Raw genomic sequence first — 20,348 nt, 5'->3', positions numbered from 1 at the left:
GAGAATATGCATTAAAAAGACATGATAATAAGGAGAAAAGAACAATGGTTAATGTAATTGGATTAGGTTATATTGGATTGCCCACAGCACTTATGATGGCTTCTCATGGAGTAGAAGTTATTGGAACAGATTATAATAAGAAACTTGTGGAAACTTTAAATGCAGGGGAAACAACATTCAAAGAAGATGGGTTGGATGAATTATTCCAGAATGCATTAAATGCGGGAATTAAATTTACAACGGAATATCAGCATACAGATACATATATCATTTCCGTTCCGACACCCTATGACAAATTCAGTAAGAAGGTAGACGCCTGTTATGTAGTAGAGGCGATCAAGGATATGATGGATGTTTGCCCGAAGAGTGCGACGGTAGTAATTGAATCTACTGTATCGCCGGGCACTATTGATAAGTATGTGCGTCCTGTAATTGAAGAGAAGGGGTTTGTGATTGGTGAAGATATCAATCTAGTTCATGCGCCAGAGCGCATTATTCCAGGTAATATGGTTTATGAGCTTTTTCATAATAACCGAACTATCGGTGCTGATGATAAAGTAGTAGGTGAGAAAGTCAAGGAGTTATATGCATCTTTTTGTCAGGGTGAGATTGTTGTTACGGATATTCGAACGGCAGAAATGACAAAAGTGGTAGAGAATACATTTCGGGCTGTTAATATTGCGTTTGCCAACGAACTCGCAAGGATTTGCAGGCACGATAATATGGATGTTTATGAGATTATCAGAATTTGTAATATGCATCCTCGTGTAAATATTCTTCAGCCAGGTCCCGGTGTTGGTGGTCATTGTATTTCTGTTGATCCGTGGTTTCTTGTAGGTGATTATCCATCGCTGGCGAAAGTTATTGATGAATCTATGAAAACGAATGATTCACAGCCGGATTTTGTGCTGAATCGGATTTACGAGATTATGAAAGAAAAAGGGATGTCTGATGTTAAACGTGTTGGCCTATATGGTCTGACCTATAAAGAGAATGTAGATGATATGCGCGAAAGTCCTACTCTCCAGTTGCTGGAAAGTCAGGAACGACATCTTGCTACAGGCTTGAAAGTATATGATCCGTTTGTTGCAAAAGACGTTGTGGCTAACCAGTATCATAATTTGGATGAGTTTCTGGATGATATTGATATGGTTGTTGTGATGGTTAAACATGATGAAATTAAAGAAAACGTTGATAAGTTGAAAGATAAAGTGATTTTGGATTGTCATAATATTATTGGATTGCCAGGAGTGTATCATATTTGACGTCGGAGAATTGAATATAGAGGGGAAGTATATAAAATGAAAAAGGTAATGTTAGTTTTTGGCACTCGACCGGAGGCAATAAAAATATGTCCATTAGTAAATGAATTAAAAAGACGTCCGGGTATTCAGACAGTTGTCTGCGTGACAGCACAACATCGTCAGATGCTGGATCAAGTGCTTGAAACATTCGGAGTTGTTCCGGATTATGATTTGAATATTATGAAGGACAGACAGACTTTGTTTGATATCACTACAAATATTTTGAATGGTATTAAAGATGTCCTTGAGGAAGTAAAACCGGATGTTGTACTCGTTCACGGAGATACATCTACGACATTCGTAACAGCTTTGGCCTGTTTTTATCTACAGATACCTGTGGGTCATGTGGAAGCCGGACTTCGTACTTATAATATATATTCTCCTTACCCAGAAGAGTTTAATAGACAGGCTGTGGGAATAATTAGTCAATATAATTTTGCACCTACGCAACTTGCGGCTGATCATCTCATTAAAGAGGGCAAAAATCCAGACACAATTTATATCACTGGCAACACTGTCATTGATGCTATGCAGCATACAGTGAAGGAAGATTATACCCATCCAGAACTTGAATGGGTTGGGGATTCCAAGCTGATTTTTATCACTGCTCACAGACGAGAGAATTTAGGGGAGCCAATGCATCATATGTTTCGGGCTATTCGGCGTGTTTTGGATGAATATCCGGAATGTAAGGCTGTTTATCCGATACATATGAACCCTGTGGTGAGACAAGCAGCAGCAGAAGAATTAGGAAATTGTAATAGGATTCATATCATTGAGCCGCTTGAAGTGTTTGATTGTCATAATTTTGAAGCACGGAGTTATCTTTGTCTGACTGATTCGGGGGGGATACAAGAAGAATGCCCTAGCTATGGTGTTCCAGTTCTGGTTATGAGAGATACAACAGAACGTCCGGAAGGTGTAGAGGTAGGGACCTTGAAACTTGTTGGAACAGAAGAAGAGACAATTTATAATAATTTTAAACTTCTTCTTGAAAATAAAGAAGAATATGAAAAAATGTCTCATGCATGTAATCCCTATGGCGATGGTCATGCCTGTGAGAGAATAGCTGATATATTAGAGGGAAAAGAATATATGCTTTGGTGTGCTAAATAATTTACCATCTTATTTAGAAAAAAGAATATGTTTGAGAGAAGAGGTTTTTAGTTAAGATGTCGTGTTTGATTAAAGATGGTATTGAATAAAAAATTTAGTTTTCAAGTATATGCTGAGCTTGGTGGTTTGTTGAATATGGTAATAACAGAATTAGCCTTAAATATAGAAGTTAAAGAAAGTAATTTGGATGTATTAAATTATGATTACCATGCTTCGTAGCTGGTGAGTTGAAGGTGATATGATGGATAATGTGATTGTTACTGTTTATTGTACAACTTATAATCATGCACGATATATAAGAGATGCATTAGAAGGGTTTATTTCTCAAAAAACAAATTTTCTTTTTGAAGTGTTGGTTCATGATGATGCGTCTACTGATGAGACCGCTTCTATTATTAAGGAATATGAAAAAAAATATCCAACAATAATTAAAGGAATTTATCAGGATGAGAATATTTATTCAAAAAACATAAATCGGACGTATGAATACATGCTTCCTAGGACACATGGAAAATATATAGCTTTTTGTGAGGGAGATGATTATTGGTGTGACCCTAATAAACTTCAGAGTCAATATGATTATATGGAAACTCATCCGGAATGTTCATTGGTTGCCCATAAGGCTTTAAAACAATATTCAAATGGAAAAAAAGTGAAGTATACAAATTATCGATTTATAGAAAATAGTTGCATTACAGTAGAAGAGATTGTAGATAATTTAGCATTATTTCCGTTTAATTCAATGTTTTTTCGTTCTGAATTTTATAGAAAAAATGAGAAGTTTTTAAAACAACATCAAACCTTCGATTATTTATTAAAGATAATGCTTGCGTTTGAGGGGACAGTCTATGTTATTCCTAAAACTATGTCGGTATATCGTGTATGTTCTGTCGGGTCATGGACAGAAAGAGTTGGAAATAATAGTAATAAATTAATTGAGCACGAGGAAAAGGCAATTTGTTCTCTGACGGATCTTGATCAATATAACAATTATCAATATCACAATATTTTAGAGGCTAATATAATAAAGAGAAAGTACCATATTGAAGAACTCAAAGGCAATTATCATGAACTTAAAAAGAAATCGTATATAAATATATATAGAAAACAATCCATAAAATACCGGATACTAATAAAAATAAAAGGGGATTGGCCGTGGTTTTATAAGGAAATGAGAAAAATATATTATATTGTTTGTCGAAAAAAATAGAAAGATTTAAGCAATGTTGCATAAATATTATGTGCAATTGTTTTGATAGAGGAGATACTGATTTATGAATAGGCAAGAAAAAAATTCTAATAAAATAGTAAGTAATCTTCTTTGGCGTTTTCTTGAGAGATGCGGAGCGCAAGGAGTATCTTTTATAGTTTCTATTGTTCTTGCCCGTTTAGTTGCTCCGGAAGCGTATGGTACGATTGCCCTTGTAACTGTATTTTCTACTATTCTTCAGGTGTTTGTAGATAGTGGAATGGCAAATGCATTAATTCAAAAGAAAAATGCTGATAATTTGGACTTTTCTACAGTATTCTTTTTTAATATTGTAGCATGTTGTGTTTTATATACATTGATTTTTTTAGTAGCACCATTTATTGCATTATTTTATCAACAACCAGAATTAACAGCAGTTGTTCGTGTGCTTTGTTTGACGGTTATTATATCAGGGATAAGAAATGTGCAGCAAGCCTATGTATCGAAAACTATGCAGTTTAAAAGATTTTTCTTTGCTACAATCGGGGGAACTCTGGTTGCTGCGGTAGTGGGAATTATAATGGCCTATATGGGATTTGGTGTATGGGCTCTAGTGGCTCAACAGATATTAAATATAGGAGTAGGAACACTAATCCTCTGGATTACAGTAAAATGGAGACCTCAAAAGCAATTTTCATTTCAAAGATTAAGGGGGCTATTTTCTTACGGATGGAAATTGTTGGCCGCATCACTTATTGATAGAGTATATAATGAACTGCGTTCGCTAATTATCGGGAAAATGTATTCTGCAACCGATTTAGCATATTATAATAGGGGAAATCAATTTCCGAATGTGATTGTAACAAATATCAATACATCAATTGATAGTGTTTTACTTCCGACGATGTCCGCTGAGCAGGATCATCAAGATCGTGTGCGTGCTATGACCAGAAGAGCTATTAAAACGAGTACATATATTATGATGCCACTTATGATGGGGTTGGCAATATGTGCTGAACCGATAGTTAGAATATTATTGACGGAAGTATGGCTTCCTTGTGTGCCCTATTTGCGTATTTTTTGTTTTACATTTGCGCTTTATCCAATTCATACTGCTAATCTTAATGCTATTAAGGCGATGGGACGTAGTGATATGTTTTTAAAATTAGAAATTATTAAAAAAATTGTTGGTTTAATTGCGCTAATTAGTACAATGTGGTTTGGAGTAATTTGGATGGCTTATAGCCTATTATTTACAGCAGTAATTAGTAGTATAATTAATGCTTTCCCTAATCGGAAGCTTTTAAATTACAGTTATCTAAATCAAATTCAAGATATGTGTCCACAGATTGTATTGTCTTGTATCATGGGAGGAATTGTCTACATAGTACAATTTATCGGATTAAATGATATTGTAACATTAATACTTCAAATAATTTTAGGGGCAATTATCTATATAAGTGGTTCGGCGTTATTTAAGTTAGAAAGTTTCATTTATCTTTGGAAAATGATTAAAAATGTTTTTTCAAAAGGAGATTGTAATAAATGATTGAAAATAGTAAAAAAATAACGATAGAACAAATAGAAAAATTTTTGTCTATCGTAGATAAATATTTTCCCGTACCATTATCAGAGAAAACAAATATACCTGTGTATGCTAGAAAACTTAAAGATAAAGCAACTATTTGTGTTGAAGAAGACGAGAATGGAAATATATTATCGATGTGTGCAGGATATACGGACAATACAATTAATGCACAAGCATATATTTCACTTGTCGCAACTTTACCGGAATCACAAGGACGAGGTTATGGAAAAAAACTTGTAAAAGAATTCTTAGATATTGCCAAAAAAAAATCTTTAGATGGGGTACATGTATATGCAGTCGAGAATAATAAGCCCGCTATGAAAATGTATGAGGCGCTTGGATTTAGAAGATGGTATTTAAAAAATGAACTTAGGCCTAAAGATGTTCATTTGATTTATCGATTTTAAAATATTAACAAAAAGAGGACATAGTATGCAAGAGCAAAATATCTTAGTTACAGCGATTGGGTCATTTTCTGCAGATGTTGTTATATCAATACTTCGAGAACATAATTATAAGGTGATTGGAACAAATATATATCCGATGCCGTGGATTGCCAATGCGATGATTGTTGATACCTTTTATCAGGTGCCGCTGGCGAGTGAGGAAAAAGAGTATGTAAGAGTAATTTTAGATATTTGTCAAAAAGAAAATATCGGGTATATTTTTCCGCTTACGGATGTGGAAATTGATGTATTCAATAGATATCGAGAAGTGTTTGTGAACAATGGTATTATTTTATGCCTATCGCCATATGATACTATCTTAATTTGCAGAGATAAAAGAAAGACTAGTGAAATATTGAAACTAAAAGTACCGGAAGTTCAAATTATTCCAGAATATAAGGAAAATCAAGTAAAGTATGGAAGTGTAGATTTTCCTATTATATGTAAGAAAATTAACGGAAGAAGTAGTCAGGGATTGAAAAAAATTCATAGTATTGAAGAATTTTTGTTTTTTTCTAAGAATCATGATTTTGGTGAGTATATTATACAACCGTTTGTTGAAGGGAATATTCTCACAGTAGATGTGATCAGAGATTCTAAGAATGATAAATGTGTAGCGGTTCCAAGAAAGGAGTTGTTACGAACATTGAATGGAGCAGGAACTTCAGTATATGTATTTAGAGATTTTGAATTGGAAAAAATCTGCAAAAAAATAGCAAAGGTATTGAACATCCATGGTTGTGTGAATTTTGAATTTATTGAATCAAAAGGTAAAAAGTTTTTTTTGGAGTGTAATCCAAGATTTTCTGGTGGAGTAAAATTTACTTGTATGTCAGGATACGATTGTGTTATGAATCATCTTCATTGTTTCCAGGGAAAAGAAATTGACGAAAAAATTAAAATTGTTCCACAATATATAGCTAGAAAATACAATGAATATGTAACGTGTGTAAAGGGCGAAAATACATTATAAGAAATGGATAAAAACGATTGAAAACAAAGGAAAGTACAAATATGAAAAAAATATTAGTGACGCAATCTTCCATGCCAGAATTAAATGAGTATATAGATGAAATATCTGATATGTGGGAGTCTCATTGGCTCACAAATATGGGGCCAAAGCATAAACAATTTCAGCAGAAATTACAAGAATATATGAGAGTTGAAAATATTGACCTCCTAACAAATGGTCATATGGCATTGGAATTAACTATTCAAGCAATGAATTTGCAAGGAGAAGTAATAACTACGCCATTTACATTTGCTTCGACTACTCATGCAATTGTCAGAAATGGTTTGACACCAGTTTTTTGTGATATTGACCCGGTAACATTTACTATGGATGTGAATAAATTAGAGGACTTAATTACAGATCGGACATGTGCTATTTTGCCAGTCCATGTATATGGAAATGTCTGCAATATAGAGGAAATAGAGCGAATTGCACATAAGTATGAGTTGAAAGTAATTTATGATGCAGCTCATACATTTGGGGAAACTTACAAGGAAAAGGGGATTGGTTCTTTTGGGGATGCGTCTTGCTTTAGTTTCCATGCTACAAAAGTTTTTAATACTATTGAAGGTGGAGCAGTTTGTTTTAAGGATGAACATTTGGGAGATATCTTATATGAACTAAAAAATTTTGGTATCCATGGTCCGGAAGAAGTGAGTGCTGTGGGAGCCAATGCAAAAATGAATGAATTTTGCGCTGCTATGGGGCTTTGTAATCTTCGTCACGTGGATGAAGAAATTGAAAAGAGAAAGAAAGTAGTTGAGCGTTATAGAAAACATTTGGAAGGGATAGATGGATTGCAATTAAATGCAATACAGAAAGATGTGAAATCTAATTATGCATATTTTCCAGTAATTATTGAGGAAAAGCAATTTGGCTCTAGTCGGGAGGAAATATTTGAAAAGCTGGCAGAAAACGGAATTGGAGCACGAAAATATTTCTATCCATTAACAAATACATTTTCTGCTTTTCATGGACAATTCAATGTATTAGAGACACCGGTTGCTTTACATATAAGTAAAAGAGTATTAACACTACCGTTATATGCAGATTTAGATTTAGAAGATGTGGACAGAATTTGTCGAATTCTTTTGAGATGCAAACGGTGACATTGAGGAAGGAGTTATTCGGGTCATGAGCGGTGTTGCCGAAAGATTATGATTTTGAAGCCCATAAAGAACTGGTCCCGATGTAAGTTAGAGATGTTCCGATTATCTATGCGGATTGTGCAGCTTTATTGAGAGATTACGGTTTTAAGCTCAGTATCAGTCTTCGGGACGGACTGAGAAAGTTCGCGGAGTGGTACAAGGAGATTTATAAAATCTGAGAAACAGGTGAGAGTAAATGAATAAGAAAATTGCAGTGCCCGGTACGGGTTATGTTAGTTTTTCCATCGCCGTGTTACTGACCAACATAATCAGGTTATGGCAGTGGATATTGTTCCGGAGAAAGTGGATCTGATTAATCAGCGTAAATCTCCAATTCAGGATGAGTATATTGAGAAATATCTGGCGGAGAAGGAACTGAATCTCACAGCGACTTTAGACGTGGAGAAAGCTTATAAGGATGCGGATATCGTGGTCATTGCTACCCCGACCAATTACGACAGCAAAAAGAATTTCTTCGATACTTCTGCTGTGGAAGCGGTCATTCAGCTGGTCATCAAGAATAATCCTGATGCCATCATGGTGATAAAATCCACTATTCCTGTTGGATTTACCGCTTCTGTCCGAGAGAAATACCATTGTGATAACATTATTTTCAGCCCGGAGTTTCTGCGGGAGTCTAAAGCGCTGTACGACAACCTGTATCCTTCCCGTATTATTGTCGGTACTGACGTACAGAACGCCAGACTGGTGAAGGCAGCCAATACATTTGCCGGCTTGTTGCAGGAGGGAGCCATCAAAGAAAATATCGACACTCTCATCATGGGATTTACCGAAGCGGAGGCGGTTAAGCTCTTTGCCAATACATACCTTGCCCTTAGAGTCAGCTATTTCAATGAGCTGGACACCTATGCGGAGATGAAAGGGCTGAATACGCAGCAGATTATCGACGGGGTCTGCCTGGACCCGCGTATCGGTTCTCATTATAACAATCCGTCCTTCGGCTACGGCGGTTACTGTCTGCCGAAAGACACTAAGCAGCTGCTGGCAAATTATCAGGATGTGCCGCAGAACATGATGACTGCCATCGTGGAAAGCAACCGGACCAGAAAGGACTTTATCGCAGAGCGTGTGCTGGAACTGGCTGGCGGCTACGGCGCCAACAGTGAGTACGATGCCAACATGGAAAAAGAAGTTGTCATCGGCGTATACCGTCTCACCATGAAGAGCAACTCTGATAATTTCCGCCAGAGCAGCATCCAGGGTGTCATGAAACGGATCAAAGCCAAAGGTGCCACCGTCATTATCTACGAACCGACTCTGAAAGACGGCAGTACATTTTTTGGCAGTCGCATTGTCAACGACCTGGAAGCTTTCAAAGAGCAGAGCGCGGCCATCATCGCCAACCGCTATGACAGCTGCCTGGATGATGTGAAGGAAAAAGTATATACCAGAGATATTTTCAGGAGAGATTAAAACATTTTATTTGTCGGCAGCTTCGGCTGCCGGCAAATTTTTTTGTCTAAAGTACGTTTTGTCGTATTGACAGAGAATGACACAAAAAGTATAATAATAGTAAAAATATTACACTTTTAGAAAAGAATTTCCTGTTCGCGCGCTGCGCTAAATGGGAAAAGATGATACATTACATTTAAGGAGTCAGGAAAGGATGCTGGTATAGTATAGCTGGTGAGTGCACCTTTCCACGGGCAGAAACAGAAGACCGCAGAGCAAGGGAAGGAGGCCATCAGGACGGAAAACAAGAGGAATGCTTTGATTGCAGATGTATCATCTGAAAATGAGATAGCGGAGCGATATGAACGGTATAGAGGTATCATCAAGAATTTTACCTTAATGTCCGATACCTTTATGAGAAATGTATTCAAGCACGTAGAGTGTGTGGAGTATGTTCTTCAGGTTATCATGGGTAGAAAAGACCTGCATGTGGTGGACAGTGTTGTACAGAAGGATTATAAGAACCTGCAAGGGCGGTCGGCTATACTGGATTGTGTAGCCCGGGATGTTGAGAACAAAAGATATGATGTTGAGGTTCAGCAGAAGAACGAAGGGGCATCACCGAAGCGGTCGCGGTATCATAGTGGCCTTGTTGATATGAACACACTGGAAGCAGGACAGAAGTTTGAAGAACTGCCAGATAGCTATGTGATATTTATTACCAGAGAAGATGTTTTAGGATATGGACTTCCTATTAGTAAAATTGAACGGACGATTGGTGAGATAAGAGCAGATTTCGGAGACGGTTCTTATATCATATATGTGAATGCGGCAATGCAGGATGAGGAGACGGAATTGGGGCGTCTGATGCATGATTTCCATTGTAAAGACGCCGATGAGATGTATAGTGAAGTGTTGGCAAGACGAGTACGGGAATTAAAGGAGACAGAGGAAGGGGTGTATAGTATGTGCCAGGAGATGGATGAGATATATAACGAAGGAATACTGCGTGGCGAAAAAATCGGCGAAAAGCGTGGAGAAGAACGTGGAATTACAATCGGCGAAAAACGCGGAGAGAAAAAAGCTAAAAAGGCAACGGCGATATCTCTGGCAGAGATGGGACTGCCGGTGGAGCAGATAGCCCGGGGAGTGAAAGAAAGTGTGAGTATTGTGCAGGCGTGGATTACAGAGGCGAAGACGGTGGTGAAATAATCTTTTGGTGATAAGATAGTATGGGAAAACAGTAAACGTATATCATGTTTTGTTGAAGATTATTATTGTTATAAAAGTAATACATAAGATAGAGAAAGTCAGGAAAGGACAGTACTGGGGTTTGGGCAGTATCCTTCCACAGAAAGCAGGAGCAGGCAGAAGAGAGGACACGGAAGGAGGCTGTCGGGATGAAAGAAATTGACCAATACGCTGGGGAGACATTTCCTGATGAAGAACTGGAAAATCGTTATCAGCGATACAGGGAGATAATTAAGAATTTTACACTAATGTCCGATACCTTTATGAGAAATGTATTCAAGCACATAGAGTGTGTAGAGTATGTCCTTCAGGTTATCATGGGTAAAAAAGACCTGCGTGTGGTGGACAGCGTTGTACAGAAAGATTATAAGAACCTGCAGGGACGGTCGGCTATATTGGACTGCGTAGCCCGGGATGTTGAAGATAAACGATATGATGTTGAGGTTCAGCAGAAGAACGAAGGGGCATCACCGAAGCGGTCGCGGTATCACAGCGGTCTTGTTGATATGAACACTTTGGAAGCGGGACATGATTTTGATGAACTGCCGGACAGCTATGTGATATTTATTACCCGGGGAGATGTTTTGGGGCTTGGACTTCCGGTTGGTCATATTGGCAGAAAGATAGAGGAAGTCGATCAAGCTTTCGAAGACGGTTCTCATATCGTATATGTGAACGCAGCGATGCAGAATGAAAAAACGGAATTGGGACGTCTGATGCATGATTTCCACTGTAAAGATGCTAGTGAGATGTACAGTGAAGTGCTGGCGAGACGAGTACGGGAATTAAAGGAGACGGAGGAAGGGGTGTATAGTATGTGTCAGGAGATGGATGAGATCTATAACGAAGGAATGCTACTCGGAGAGAAAAAGGCAAAAAAAGCAACGGCAATATCTCTGGCAGAGATGGGGCTGCCGGTGGAGCAGATAGCTCAGGGAGTAAGGGAAAGAGTGAGCATTGTGCAGGCGTGGATTGCAGAGGCGATGACGGTGGTGAAATAATCTTTTGGTGATAAGATAGTGTGAAGAAACAGTAAACGTATATCATGTTTTGTTGAAGATTATTATTGCTATAAAAGTAATACATAAGATAGAGAGAGTCAGGAAAGGGCAGTATCCTTCCACAGACAGCAGGAGCAGGCAGAAGAGAGGATACGGAAGGAGGCTGTCGGGGTGAAAGGAATTGACCAATACGCTGGGGAGACATTTCCTGATGAAGAACTGGAAAAACGTTATCAGCGATACAGGGAGATAATTAAGAAGTTTACCTTAATGTCCGATACCTTTATGAGAAATATATTTAAACACATAGAGTGTGTAGAGTATGTCCTTCAGGTTATCATGGGCAGAAAAGACCTGCATGTGGTGGACAGCGTTGTACAGAAAGATTATAAGAACCTGCAGGGACGGTCAGCCATACTGGATTGCGTAGCCCTGGATATTGAGAACAAAAGATATGATGTTGAGGTTCAGCAGAAGAACGAAGGGGCATCACCGAAGAGGTCACGGTATCATAGTGGCCTTGTTGATATGAACACACTGGAAGCAGGACATGAATTTGAAGAACTGCCGGACAGTTACGTGATATTTATTACCCGGGGAGATGTTTTGGGACTTGGACTTCCGGTTGGTCATATTGGCAGAAAGATAGAGGAAGTCGATCAAGATTTCGGAGACGGCTCTCATATCATATATGTGAATGCAGCGATGCAGGATGAGGAGACGGAATTGGGGCGTTTGATGCATGATTTCCACTGTAAAGATGCCAGTGAGATGTACAGCGAAGTGCTGGCGAAGAGAGTACGGGAATTAAAGGAGACAGAGGAAGGGGTGTATAGTATGTGTCAGGAGATGGATGAGATTTATAACGAAGGAATACTGCGTGGCGAAAAAATCGGAGAAAAGCGTGGCGAAGAACGCGGAATTACAATCGGCGAAGAGCGCGGAGAGAAAAAAGCCAAGAAGGCAACAGCCATATCTCTGGCGGAGATGGGGCTGCCGGTGGAGCAGATAGCCCGGGGAGTGAAGGAAAGAGTGAGTATTGTGCAGACATGGATTGCAGAAGGGATGACGGTGGTGAAGTGATTCTTCTGCGATAAGGAATTTTTTTGAAGATAGGATATGTATACGTAGATTGTTTATCAATAGAAGAGATGTCGTAAAGAAAAGAAAAAATCATGAAGAAGTCTTGAAATTAGAGACAAATAAATGATTTAATAAATTTTAGAGCAAAATAATTTCGAAAATATTGACCGTTGAAACACATTGGCATATAATAAAAAAGGATTATGGAGGTGGAATGATGATAGATATTAATGTTGTAGTGGCCAACAATATTATGGATCAGATGAAAAAGCATAATATGAAACAGATTGATCTGGCGAATGCAATTGGCGTATCTAAACAAATTATGAGTAAAATGTTGAATGGTTCCAGATTAATTAGTATTGCTGAGCTTCATAAAATTGGAGATTATTTTTGTGTTACAATGGATGATTTACTGAAAGCTCCTGTAGAATCCACAGAAGTGGATGTTATGAGAGCTTTTATGGGAAAAGTTGAATCAGACGCAGCTAGGGAAGCTTTGCATACAGTGGATAAACTGGCAGATATGATTATTTTTCATGCTAACGTACGTGAAAACGTGAAAGTTATGTCAGAAACATGGGAGATGTAAGAATGGCTTTACTTTTTGAGGGAATTTTATACAAGAAAAATCCGAAAAGATTTGAACAGATTCGGGAAATTGCCGCAGGTTTTTCAGAGTATTATATCGGTCAGAATATTATTCAGGATGATATTTTTAACATGATTGAAAATTATGTGAGAACAGAAAATATGCCTTTGGAATGGTTGCGTTTTCCGATTCGTGACCCGGAATTATGCGCCTGCACTTTTATTCGTAGTGGGCGCATTTTTGTTATGGTTAATTCTGGAATTCCAATGTCAAAGCAGATATTTGCCGCAGCGCATGAATTATATCATATACGCTGTTTTTTGGAAGAGGATGATCTTGAGTTAGCAAAAAGTGGCTCCATTTTAAATGCATCCACAATTGAAACAGGAACAACGGAAGAAGAGGAAATGGAAGCAAATGCATTTGCAGGTATTCTTTTGGTGCCGGTTAATGCGCTCAAACAGCAGATGGGAATTTATCAAATCAAAGAGAAAGCAATAGAAATGAAAGATATTCTTACTCTTATGGACATTTTTGCTGTCCCTTATAAAGCTATGATTCTTCGGTTACTGGAAGAAAAGATGATATCTGATGACCGGGCAAGGGAGATGATAGATATTCCTTTTTCAGAAATACAAAAAATAATGAAAGTGACAGGTAAAGCAAAGCGATGGGATATGATTCCGTCCGGATATGAAAAATTTGGAAGTCTTCTGGAAAATCTTACGATAAATACTGAACAGGAAGTTTTGCCCAAGAGTAGATTGGAAAGTGATTGGAAGGAACTGGACAGAATAAAACAGTTGTATGGAATTAAGTGAGAGACTATGACAGAACAACGGAAATATGCAATCCTGGATACGGATTTTGTATCTAAAGCGAATATCATAAAAACAGAGAATCGTATGCTGGCTGATGAAGTGCTTGCATTTCCTGGATATTCTTTTTTCTGTCACCAGAAGATGAAAGAAGAACTTGGAGACCATGGGAGCAGAGTTGCACAGTCGTGGCTTCAAAATAAAATTGAATCAGGGGAAATTATCTGCTATTCAGATGAGAAAATTTTGTTTGAAATAAGCAGATATCTTTCAAATTATTGTTTTGTATATTATCGAGATTTTTTGAAACAGGGATGTGATCTTTTTGATGCTGAGTTTTACAACAGATATTTTCTGCCTTTGGATGAGATGATAGAAACTGGTGGATGCAATCGAGAAATATTTTTATCTGTTTTGCGTACCTGTGAAAATCAAATTGGTCACCAAAAAAGTTACGGCGAGATAAAGGCATATGTTCTGGCACAGACTATTAAGTTTTTATATGATACAGAAGCATATATATTTTGTTCCGATGATTTTGGGGCAAGACAAGGGTTTGCCAATGGTACGCAAATACCTTGTATCAGTATTTTGAGTGTATTTCTCAAGCTTTGCTTGATGGGGAAAATGAAGGAAGAGGTAGAACCGTTCTTCCAGAGTTTTGTGCGTTGGTGTCTGGATAGGAAAAATCCACAAACTCATGTGAAAGTATGGATATTTAAAGACGGTTCCGATAAAAGGGAAAATGTACCGATAGAGTTTGTTTTGAATGATATTTATGGGGGGATGTATCGTGCAAGAAGAGATGGAGACTTGCAGCAAGTAATAGCGGATTGAAATTTCTTGACAAAATAAGCAACAGAAATTCAATATAATGATAAAATTTCATATTGTGACATGGTTTGCTACATAAAATGCATTTGTGCATTGGGGTAATGTTTGGTATAATCAATGGGGCCAAAAGGTTACTGGCAAAGGCTTATAAGAAGAAAATTATGGGAAGAGAATGTACAGACAGGCTGAAAGGATTATTGTTTGAGATTTCAATTTTTGTGGGAGTTCATAAGAGATAATTGTTATAGTATGCTGTTGGTGTGGCTGGTTTTGTTTGTCTTTTGCAAGCGGGCAGCGGCAGGGAAGGGCGAAGGCTTTCGGATGTCACGGCAAATGTACCGATGTTTTATAGGACTCTCTTTTGTTATTTATGTGTTGATTTTACTGTATGTGACGATATTCAGCCGGGAGCCGTTTGCGGAGAGGCATATAATGCTGAGTTTTCTCTGGGAGTATCGGCTGGCGCTGGCAGGAAGTATGTCCTGGGTGCTGCAGATTCTCAATAATATTATTCTTTTTGTGCCCATGGGTGTTCTGTATGGGGAACTCAGCAGAAAGAGGACCTGGTGGAGAGCGTTGCTGCTGGGAGCGGGAGCGTCGGCGTTTATTGAAGGTATGCAGTTTGTGTTAAAGGCAGGTCTTTGTGAGACGGATGATGTGTTTAATAATACCATTGGAATGATGTTGGGGTATATTTTTTGGCTGTTTTGTGGTAAAATATTGCGATACTATGGTTTTAAGCCCTGAACTCTGGCGTGGAGCAGTTTTTAGTTATTATGCAGTGATGCATGGCATAAGATACAGGGCTTTGTAATATTAGAGAAATGCTTATTTTGTAAAGGAGAAAATATTATGTGTGGAATTGTAGGATACGTGGGAGAGAGTCAGGCGGCGCCGCTGCTTTTGCATGGATTGTCTAAGCTGGAATACCGGGGATATGATTCGGCCGGTATCGCGGTACGGAATGAGAGTACCGGAGATATCCAGATTATCAAGGCAAAGGGTCGGCTGCACGCGCTGTCGGAGAAGACCGATGACGGTCACGCAGTGACTGGCACCTGCGGAATCGGCCATACCCGCTGGGCGACCCATGGGGAGCCGTCGGAGGTGAACGCGCATCCGCATTGTACGGAGGATAAGTCCATTGTGCTGGTGCATAACGGTATCATTGAGAATTACCAGGAGATCCGGGAGAAGCTGCTGAAGGCCGGCTATACATTTTATTCGGAGACAGATACGGAGATCGCTACGAAACTGATCGACTATTATTATAAGAAGACTGAGGCTCCGCTGGAGGCGCTGAGCCGTGCCATGCTGCGTATCCGGGGTTCCTATGCGTTTGGTATCCTGTTCGCGGATTATCCGGGCAAAGTTTTTGCGGCCCGCAAGGACAGCCCGCTGATCATTGGAAAAAATGAGACGGGACATTTCATCGCGTCGGATGTGCCGGCAATCCTGGACAGTGTGCGGAATGTTTACTATATCGATAATCTGGAGATCGCGGAGCTGTCCCGGGAGGAAGTCCATTTCTACGATATCGACCGGAATGAGATCGAGAAAGAGCTGGTGGAGATCAAATGGAATGAGGAAGCCGCAGAAAAAGGCGGTTATGAGCATTTCATGCTGAAGGAGATCTTTGAGCAGCCGAAGGCAGTCCGTGATACCATGAACGCCTATATCAAGGATGGCCGCATCGACTTTTCTTCTGTGGGCCTGGACGATGAGATCATCCGGGATCTGGAGAGAGTGTACATCGTAGCTTGTGGTTCTGCTTATCATGTGGGTATGGCGGCAAAATATGTCATCGAGTCCATGAGTGATATCTCCGTGGAGGTGGATCTGGGGTCCGAGTTCCGGTACCGGGATCCGAAGCTGGCGAAGAATTCCATCGTCATCATCATTTCCCAGTCCGGAGAGACTGCGGACAGCATCGCTGCCCTGCGTCTGTCTAAGGAAAAGGGTGTGCCTGTCCTTGGTATTGTCAATGTGGTGGGTTCCAGCATTGCCCGGGAGAGTGATTATGTGCTCTATACGTATGCCGGACCGGAGATTGCCGTGGCAACGACCAAGGCGTACAGCACGCAGCTGATTGCGGTGTACCTGCTGGCGGTGCAGGCAGGTCATGTACAGGGTGTTCTCACGGATGAGCAGTATGCGGCTTACCTGAAGGAACTGGCGACCCTGCCGGATAAGATCCAGAAGGTGCTGGATGACAAAGAGCGGATCCAGTGGTTTGCCAGCAAATACTCCAATGCAAAGGACGTTTTCTTCATCGGCCGTGGTTTGGATTATGCCATCTGCCAGGAGGGCAGCCTGAAGATGAAGGAGGTCAGCTATGTACATTCCGAGGCGTATGCTGCCGGCGAGCTGAAGCATGGCACGATCAGTCTGATCGAGGATGGTACCCTGGTAGTTGGCGTGCTGACGCAGAGCGACCTGTATGAGAAGACCATCAGCAATCTGGTAGAAGTGGGCAGCCGCGGCGCTTATCTGATGGCGGTGACCACCTATGGCAACTACAGCATTGAAGATACAGCAGACTTTACGGTTTATGTGCCGAAGACAGATGAGTGTTTTGCCACGACTCTGGCGATCATCCCTCTGCAGCTGATGGGGTACTATGTGAGCGTGGCCCGTGGGCTGGACGTGGATAAGCCGCGGAACCTGGCGAAGTCTGTAACGGTGGAATAAAGAACAGTGAAGTGAGGAAGAGATGGCAGAAATTAATGATCTGGCAGCGGTCGCAGCGTACTCTTCTCTTGTGGACGCCCTGCGGGCAGTATTCGGTGGAGAGACGAAAGTCACGGAACAAAAGCGCGTATACGGCGGGGATATTAACGACGCCTATGAACTGCATTTGTCTGGCGGCCAACGGATTTTTATGAAGACCAATCAGATAAATAATTATCGGTTTTTCGAGACAGAAGCGCGGGGGCTGGAAGCCCTGCGTTCTGCCTGCGCCATCGGTGTGCCGCAGCTACTGGGCATCGGTACGGACCGGCAGCGGGGATTCTCATTTTTGCTGCTGGAATATATGGAGAGCGCGTCTCCGATAAAGGATTACTGGGAAGTGTTCGGGCAGCAGCTGGCGCAGATGCACCGGGTGGACTGCATGGACTTTGTACGGACGCATCTGCCGGAAGGGAAGGCATCTGCCGGGGGAGAAGCCAGATACGGTTTTGTGGAAGATAATTATATCGGCTCCACGGTGCAGAAGAATACGCTAAAAGGCAGCTGGATTGAGTTTTACCGGGACTGCCGTCTGCTGCCGCAGATAAAAATGGCGGACAGGTATTTTGATTCAGGCTTTCGGAAGAAGCTGGACAGACTGCTCAGTCATCTGGACAGCTACATCCGGGAACCGGAATTTCCTTCTCTGATTCACGGAGATTTGTGGGGAGGCAATGTGCTGTGCGGCAATGACGGCCGGGCGTGGCTCATTGATCCGGCGGCCTATGTGGGAGACTTCGAGACGGATCTGGCCATGACGGAGCTGTTCGGAAGATTTCCTCAGACATTTTATGAGGCTTACCACGAGGTGAATCCTGTGGAAAGCGGATATCGGCAGAGAAAAAAGATATACCAGCTGTATCATTTGCTGAATCACCTGAATCTGTTTGGGCGTTCGTATCTGGGAAGCGTGGCGGCGGTTCTGGAGGAATTATAAAAAAGAGAATATTATATAAAAGATATATCAGACATATGAGAAGAAAGATAGGACGATATATTATATAGAAGAAAAATACCGGCAGGATATCTAAACAAACTTTTGGTAGTTGACTTTCAGTCTGGCTATTGGAAGGAGTGGATTGCCGGTATTTTATATTGTAAAAATAAAAATAGATTTAAAGAGTAATTTTACTTACATTGGTAGCTTCTAAAAGATCTTTCGTTTCATCGTCTTTAAATATTTTAAAACAGATATATCGAATGATAAGCGATATATCTTGTTTAGATCGCAGAAAAAGTAAACCATGCTTGTCAATTTTCAAACCTAAGGAATTAGATCAAAAAACTATCAAAGCCTATAGAATTGATTTGAAACAGTTTTTTAATTTCATGGATGGAAAAATTCCTGGAAAAGAAAAGATAGAACAATATATTACAAAATTGCATAAAAAATATAAACAAAAAACTATCAAACGCAAAATTGCGAGTCTCAAGGCTTTTTTTAATTATCTTGAAGAAGAAGAGCTGATTCAGAATAATCCATTTCGGAAGATAAAGGTAAAATTCAAGGAAGCAGTAGTTCTTCCAAGAGTTATTCCCCGTCAGGAAATCGAACAGCTTTTAAATTACATGTACGCGCAGGAACCGATTGGAAAAGAGAAAAAGATTTGGTTGAGAGACATGGCGGTCGTTGAGACATGCTTTGCCACAGGAGCAAGAGTCTATGAAATCTCAAATCTCCGTGTTGACAGCATAGACCTGAATTCAGGTTTGATACGTTTTATGGGAAAAGGGAAAAAAGAACGATACATTCAAATCGGAGAGCCGGAAATTCTTAAACTGCTGCGAGAATATTATGAAGCCAATAAAACAGCGATAGAAAAATGTGGAAATTTCTTTATTAATATCCGAGGACGAAGATTCAGCGAACAATCAATCCGGCTGATGCTTCATAAATATACTAGAAACGCCGGTATCAAACGGAATATCACTCCGCATATGTTTCGGCATTCTTTTGCAACATATTTAATAGAGGAAGGTGTTGATGTAAGCTGTGTACAGCAGATATTGGGCCATACTTCTATCAAAACTACGCAAATATACATACATATAGCCGCCCAAAAACAAGCAGAGATACTGAAGGAATTTCATCCAAGAAAGAAAATGAAAATACCAGGGCGTGCAGCATGACGAATGCCGCGAATTGGTCAGATAAGATCGTTCAGTATCACAGCAAAACGACAGTCGCTAATTATCCAAAATATTTGTAAAAACAGGTATTTTAGATAAACGGTAAAATATGCCAATAATATAAATAAAAAATATGAAATAACATGGGCTATAAAATAAATATAATAAATAAAAGAGTATTTTAATAGAAATATTGAATAATAATACTGTTTGCTGAATTAAAATAATGTTTTATCCGAATTATTGATCAGAAAAAAGATTGAAAAATTTATAACATATGTATCTGAACCTGGCAGAGAGAGAATCTGCGGGGATTATTTCATGCCGAAAATAAAAAAATATACTCATATTACAAATAAATGTATTGGGTAATTAGAGAAGCATCCATTTTGATAATATTTTACTTTTCCATATAAAAAAATGTTCGAATCCATCAGATGTGTCCCCTTGAAATGTGTAAACCAAAGCAATAGTTTTCTCTTTAAGTTGACAAAAGGCTTTTTTTAATTCTTCCAAAGTCATTATTCTTCCCTCTTGTGTATTGATATGGATTTAGAGAAGGCCTGTTTCTAAAAAAGATACCGGATAATAAGGTATTATCTCCCATCCTTTATCTCCTTTATCTCCGTGGCTGCCAGTTGACCGCAGTAAAAGTCAAAGAAAAAACAAACACCATAGTCTCGAGATGTGTTA

At 39.5% G+C, this 20,348-nt stretch carries 17 protein-coding genes and 2 pseudogenes; all 19 read left to right on the top strand.

What is annotated here, in order from left to right:
- Positions 1 to 44: 44 nt before the first annotated feature.
- On the top strand, positions 45 to 1,265 hold the full coding sequence (locus B5F87_RS06565; protein ID WP_087278544.1) for a nucleotide sugar dehydrogenase: 1,221 nt from the start codon (positions 45 to 47) through the stop codon (positions 1,263 to 1,265).
- Positions 1,266 to 1,301: 36 nt separating this feature from the next.
- Positions 1,302 to 2,420 (top strand): UDP-N-acetylglucosamine 2-epimerase (non-hydrolyzing), encoded by a 1,119-nt coding sequence (gene wecB, locus B5F87_RS06560; RefSeq protein ID WP_087278541.1) that lies wholly within the window; start codon positions 1,302 to 1,304, stop codon positions 2,418 to 2,420.
- Between the two features lie 238 nt (positions 2,421 to 2,658).
- Positions 2,659 to 3,630, top strand: a complete 972-nt coding sequence (locus B5F87_RS06555) for a glycosyltransferase (protein ID WP_087278538.1) — start codon at positions 2,659 to 2,661, stop codon at positions 3,628 to 3,630.
- A 64-nt stretch (positions 3,631 to 3,694) separates the two neighbouring features.
- The gene (locus tag B5F87_RS06550) at positions 3,695 to 5,158 is read left to right on the top strand and encodes a lipopolysaccharide biosynthesis protein (protein WP_087278535.1); all 1,464 of its coding nucleotides are present in this window, start codon (positions 3,695 to 3,697) and stop codon (positions 5,156 to 5,158) included.
- Positions 5,155 to 5,604 (top strand): GNAT family N-acetyltransferase, encoded by a 450-nt coding sequence (locus B5F87_RS06545; protein ID WP_087278532.1) that lies wholly within the window; start codon positions 5,155 to 5,157, stop codon positions 5,602 to 5,604. Before B5F87_RS06550 ends, B5F87_RS06545 begins: the two co-directional genes overlap by 4 nt.
- 25 nt (positions 5,605 to 5,629) lie before the next feature.
- Positions 5,630 to 6,616, top strand: coding sequence for an ATP-grasp domain-containing protein (locus B5F87_RS06540; protein ID WP_087278529.1), 987 nt, complete (start codon positions 5,630 to 5,632; stop codon positions 6,614 to 6,616).
- Positions 6,617 to 6,657: 41 nt separating this feature from the next.
- Positions 6,658 to 7,764, top strand: a complete 1,107-nt coding sequence (locus B5F87_RS06535) for a DegT/DnrJ/EryC1/StrS family aminotransferase (RefSeq protein WP_204246051.1) — start codon at positions 6,658 to 6,660, stop codon at positions 7,762 to 7,764.
- A 2-nt stretch (positions 7,765 to 7,766) separates the two neighbouring features.
- Positions 7,767 to 7,982 (top strand): annotated as a pseudogene (locus B5F87_RS21385) (protein CapI); the annotation flags it as partial.
- Positions 7,983 to 7,999: 17 nt separating this feature from the next.
- Positions 8,000 to 9,237, top strand: a pseudogene (locus B5F87_RS06525) (nucleotide sugar dehydrogenase).
- A 297-nt stretch (positions 9,238 to 9,534) separates the two neighbouring features.
- Positions 9,535 to 10,428, top strand: a complete 894-nt coding sequence (locus tag B5F87_RS06520) for a PD-(D/E)XK nuclease family transposase (protein WP_087278616.1) — start codon at positions 9,535 to 9,537, stop codon at positions 10,426 to 10,428.
- A 188-nt stretch (positions 10,429 to 10,616) separates the two neighbouring features.
- Entirely contained in the window at positions 10,617 to 11,468 is an 852-nt protein-coding gene (locus B5F87_RS06515; RefSeq protein ID WP_087278527.1) for a hypothetical protein, read from the top strand.
- Between the two features lie 171 nt (positions 11,469 to 11,639).
- Positions 11,640 to 12,551, top strand: a complete 912-nt coding sequence (locus B5F87_RS06510; RefSeq protein WP_242964285.1) for a hypothetical protein — start codon at positions 11,640 to 11,642, stop codon at positions 12,549 to 12,551.
- Positions 12,552 to 12,765: 214 nt separating this feature from the next.
- Positions 12,766 to 13,143: a helix-turn-helix transcriptional regulator gene (locus tag B5F87_RS06505; RefSeq protein ID WP_242964284.1), complete on the top strand. Its 378-nt coding sequence runs from the start codon at positions 12,766 to 12,768 to the stop codon at positions 13,141 to 13,143.
- A 2-nt stretch (positions 13,144 to 13,145) separates the two neighbouring features.
- On the top strand, positions 13,146 to 13,964 hold the full coding sequence (locus B5F87_RS06500; RefSeq protein WP_158096980.1) for an ImmA/IrrE family metallo-endopeptidase: 819 nt from the start codon (positions 13,146 to 13,148) through the stop codon (positions 13,962 to 13,964).
- A gap of 6 nt (positions 13,965 to 13,970) precedes the next feature.
- Positions 13,971 to 14,798 carry a hypothetical protein gene (locus B5F87_RS06495; protein ID WP_087278518.1) on the top strand — a complete coding sequence of 276 codons (828 nt, stop codon included), beginning with the start codon at positions 13,971 to 13,973 and terminating at the stop codon, positions 14,796 to 14,798.
- A 246-nt stretch (positions 14,799 to 15,044) separates the two neighbouring features.
- Positions 15,045 to 15,542 (top strand): VanZ family protein, encoded by a 498-nt coding sequence (locus tag B5F87_RS06490; RefSeq protein WP_087278515.1) that lies wholly within the window; start codon positions 15,045 to 15,047, stop codon positions 15,540 to 15,542.
- A 105-nt stretch (positions 15,543 to 15,647) separates the two neighbouring features.
- The gene (gene glmS / locus B5F87_RS06485; protein WP_087278513.1) at positions 15,648 to 17,486 is read left to right on the top strand and encodes a glutamine--fructose-6-phosphate transaminase (isomerizing); all 1,839 of its coding nucleotides are present in this window, start codon (positions 15,648 to 15,650) and stop codon (positions 17,484 to 17,486) included.
- A gap of 22 nt (positions 17,487 to 17,508) precedes the next feature.
- Positions 17,509 to 18,462 carry a fructosamine kinase family protein gene (locus B5F87_RS06480; RefSeq protein WP_087278510.1) on the top strand — a complete coding sequence of 318 codons (954 nt, stop codon included), beginning with the start codon at positions 17,509 to 17,511 and terminating at the stop codon, positions 18,460 to 18,462.
- Positions 18,463 to 18,725: 263 nt separating this feature from the next.
- Positions 18,726 to 19,655 carry a tyrosine-type recombinase/integrase gene (locus B5F87_RS06475; RefSeq protein ID WP_087278508.1) on the top strand — a complete coding sequence of 310 codons (930 nt, stop codon included), beginning with the start codon at positions 18,726 to 18,728 and terminating at the stop codon, positions 19,653 to 19,655.
- Positions 19,656 to 20,348: the final 693 nt, after the last annotated feature.

The sequence above is a fragment of the Eubacterium sp. An3 genome (assembly GCF_002159465.1).
GTDB lineage: Bacteria > Bacillota > Clostridia > Lachnospirales > Lachnospiraceae > Anaerobutyricum > Anaerobutyricum stercoris.
This window is presented reverse-complemented; position numbering and strand designations above follow the sequence as displayed.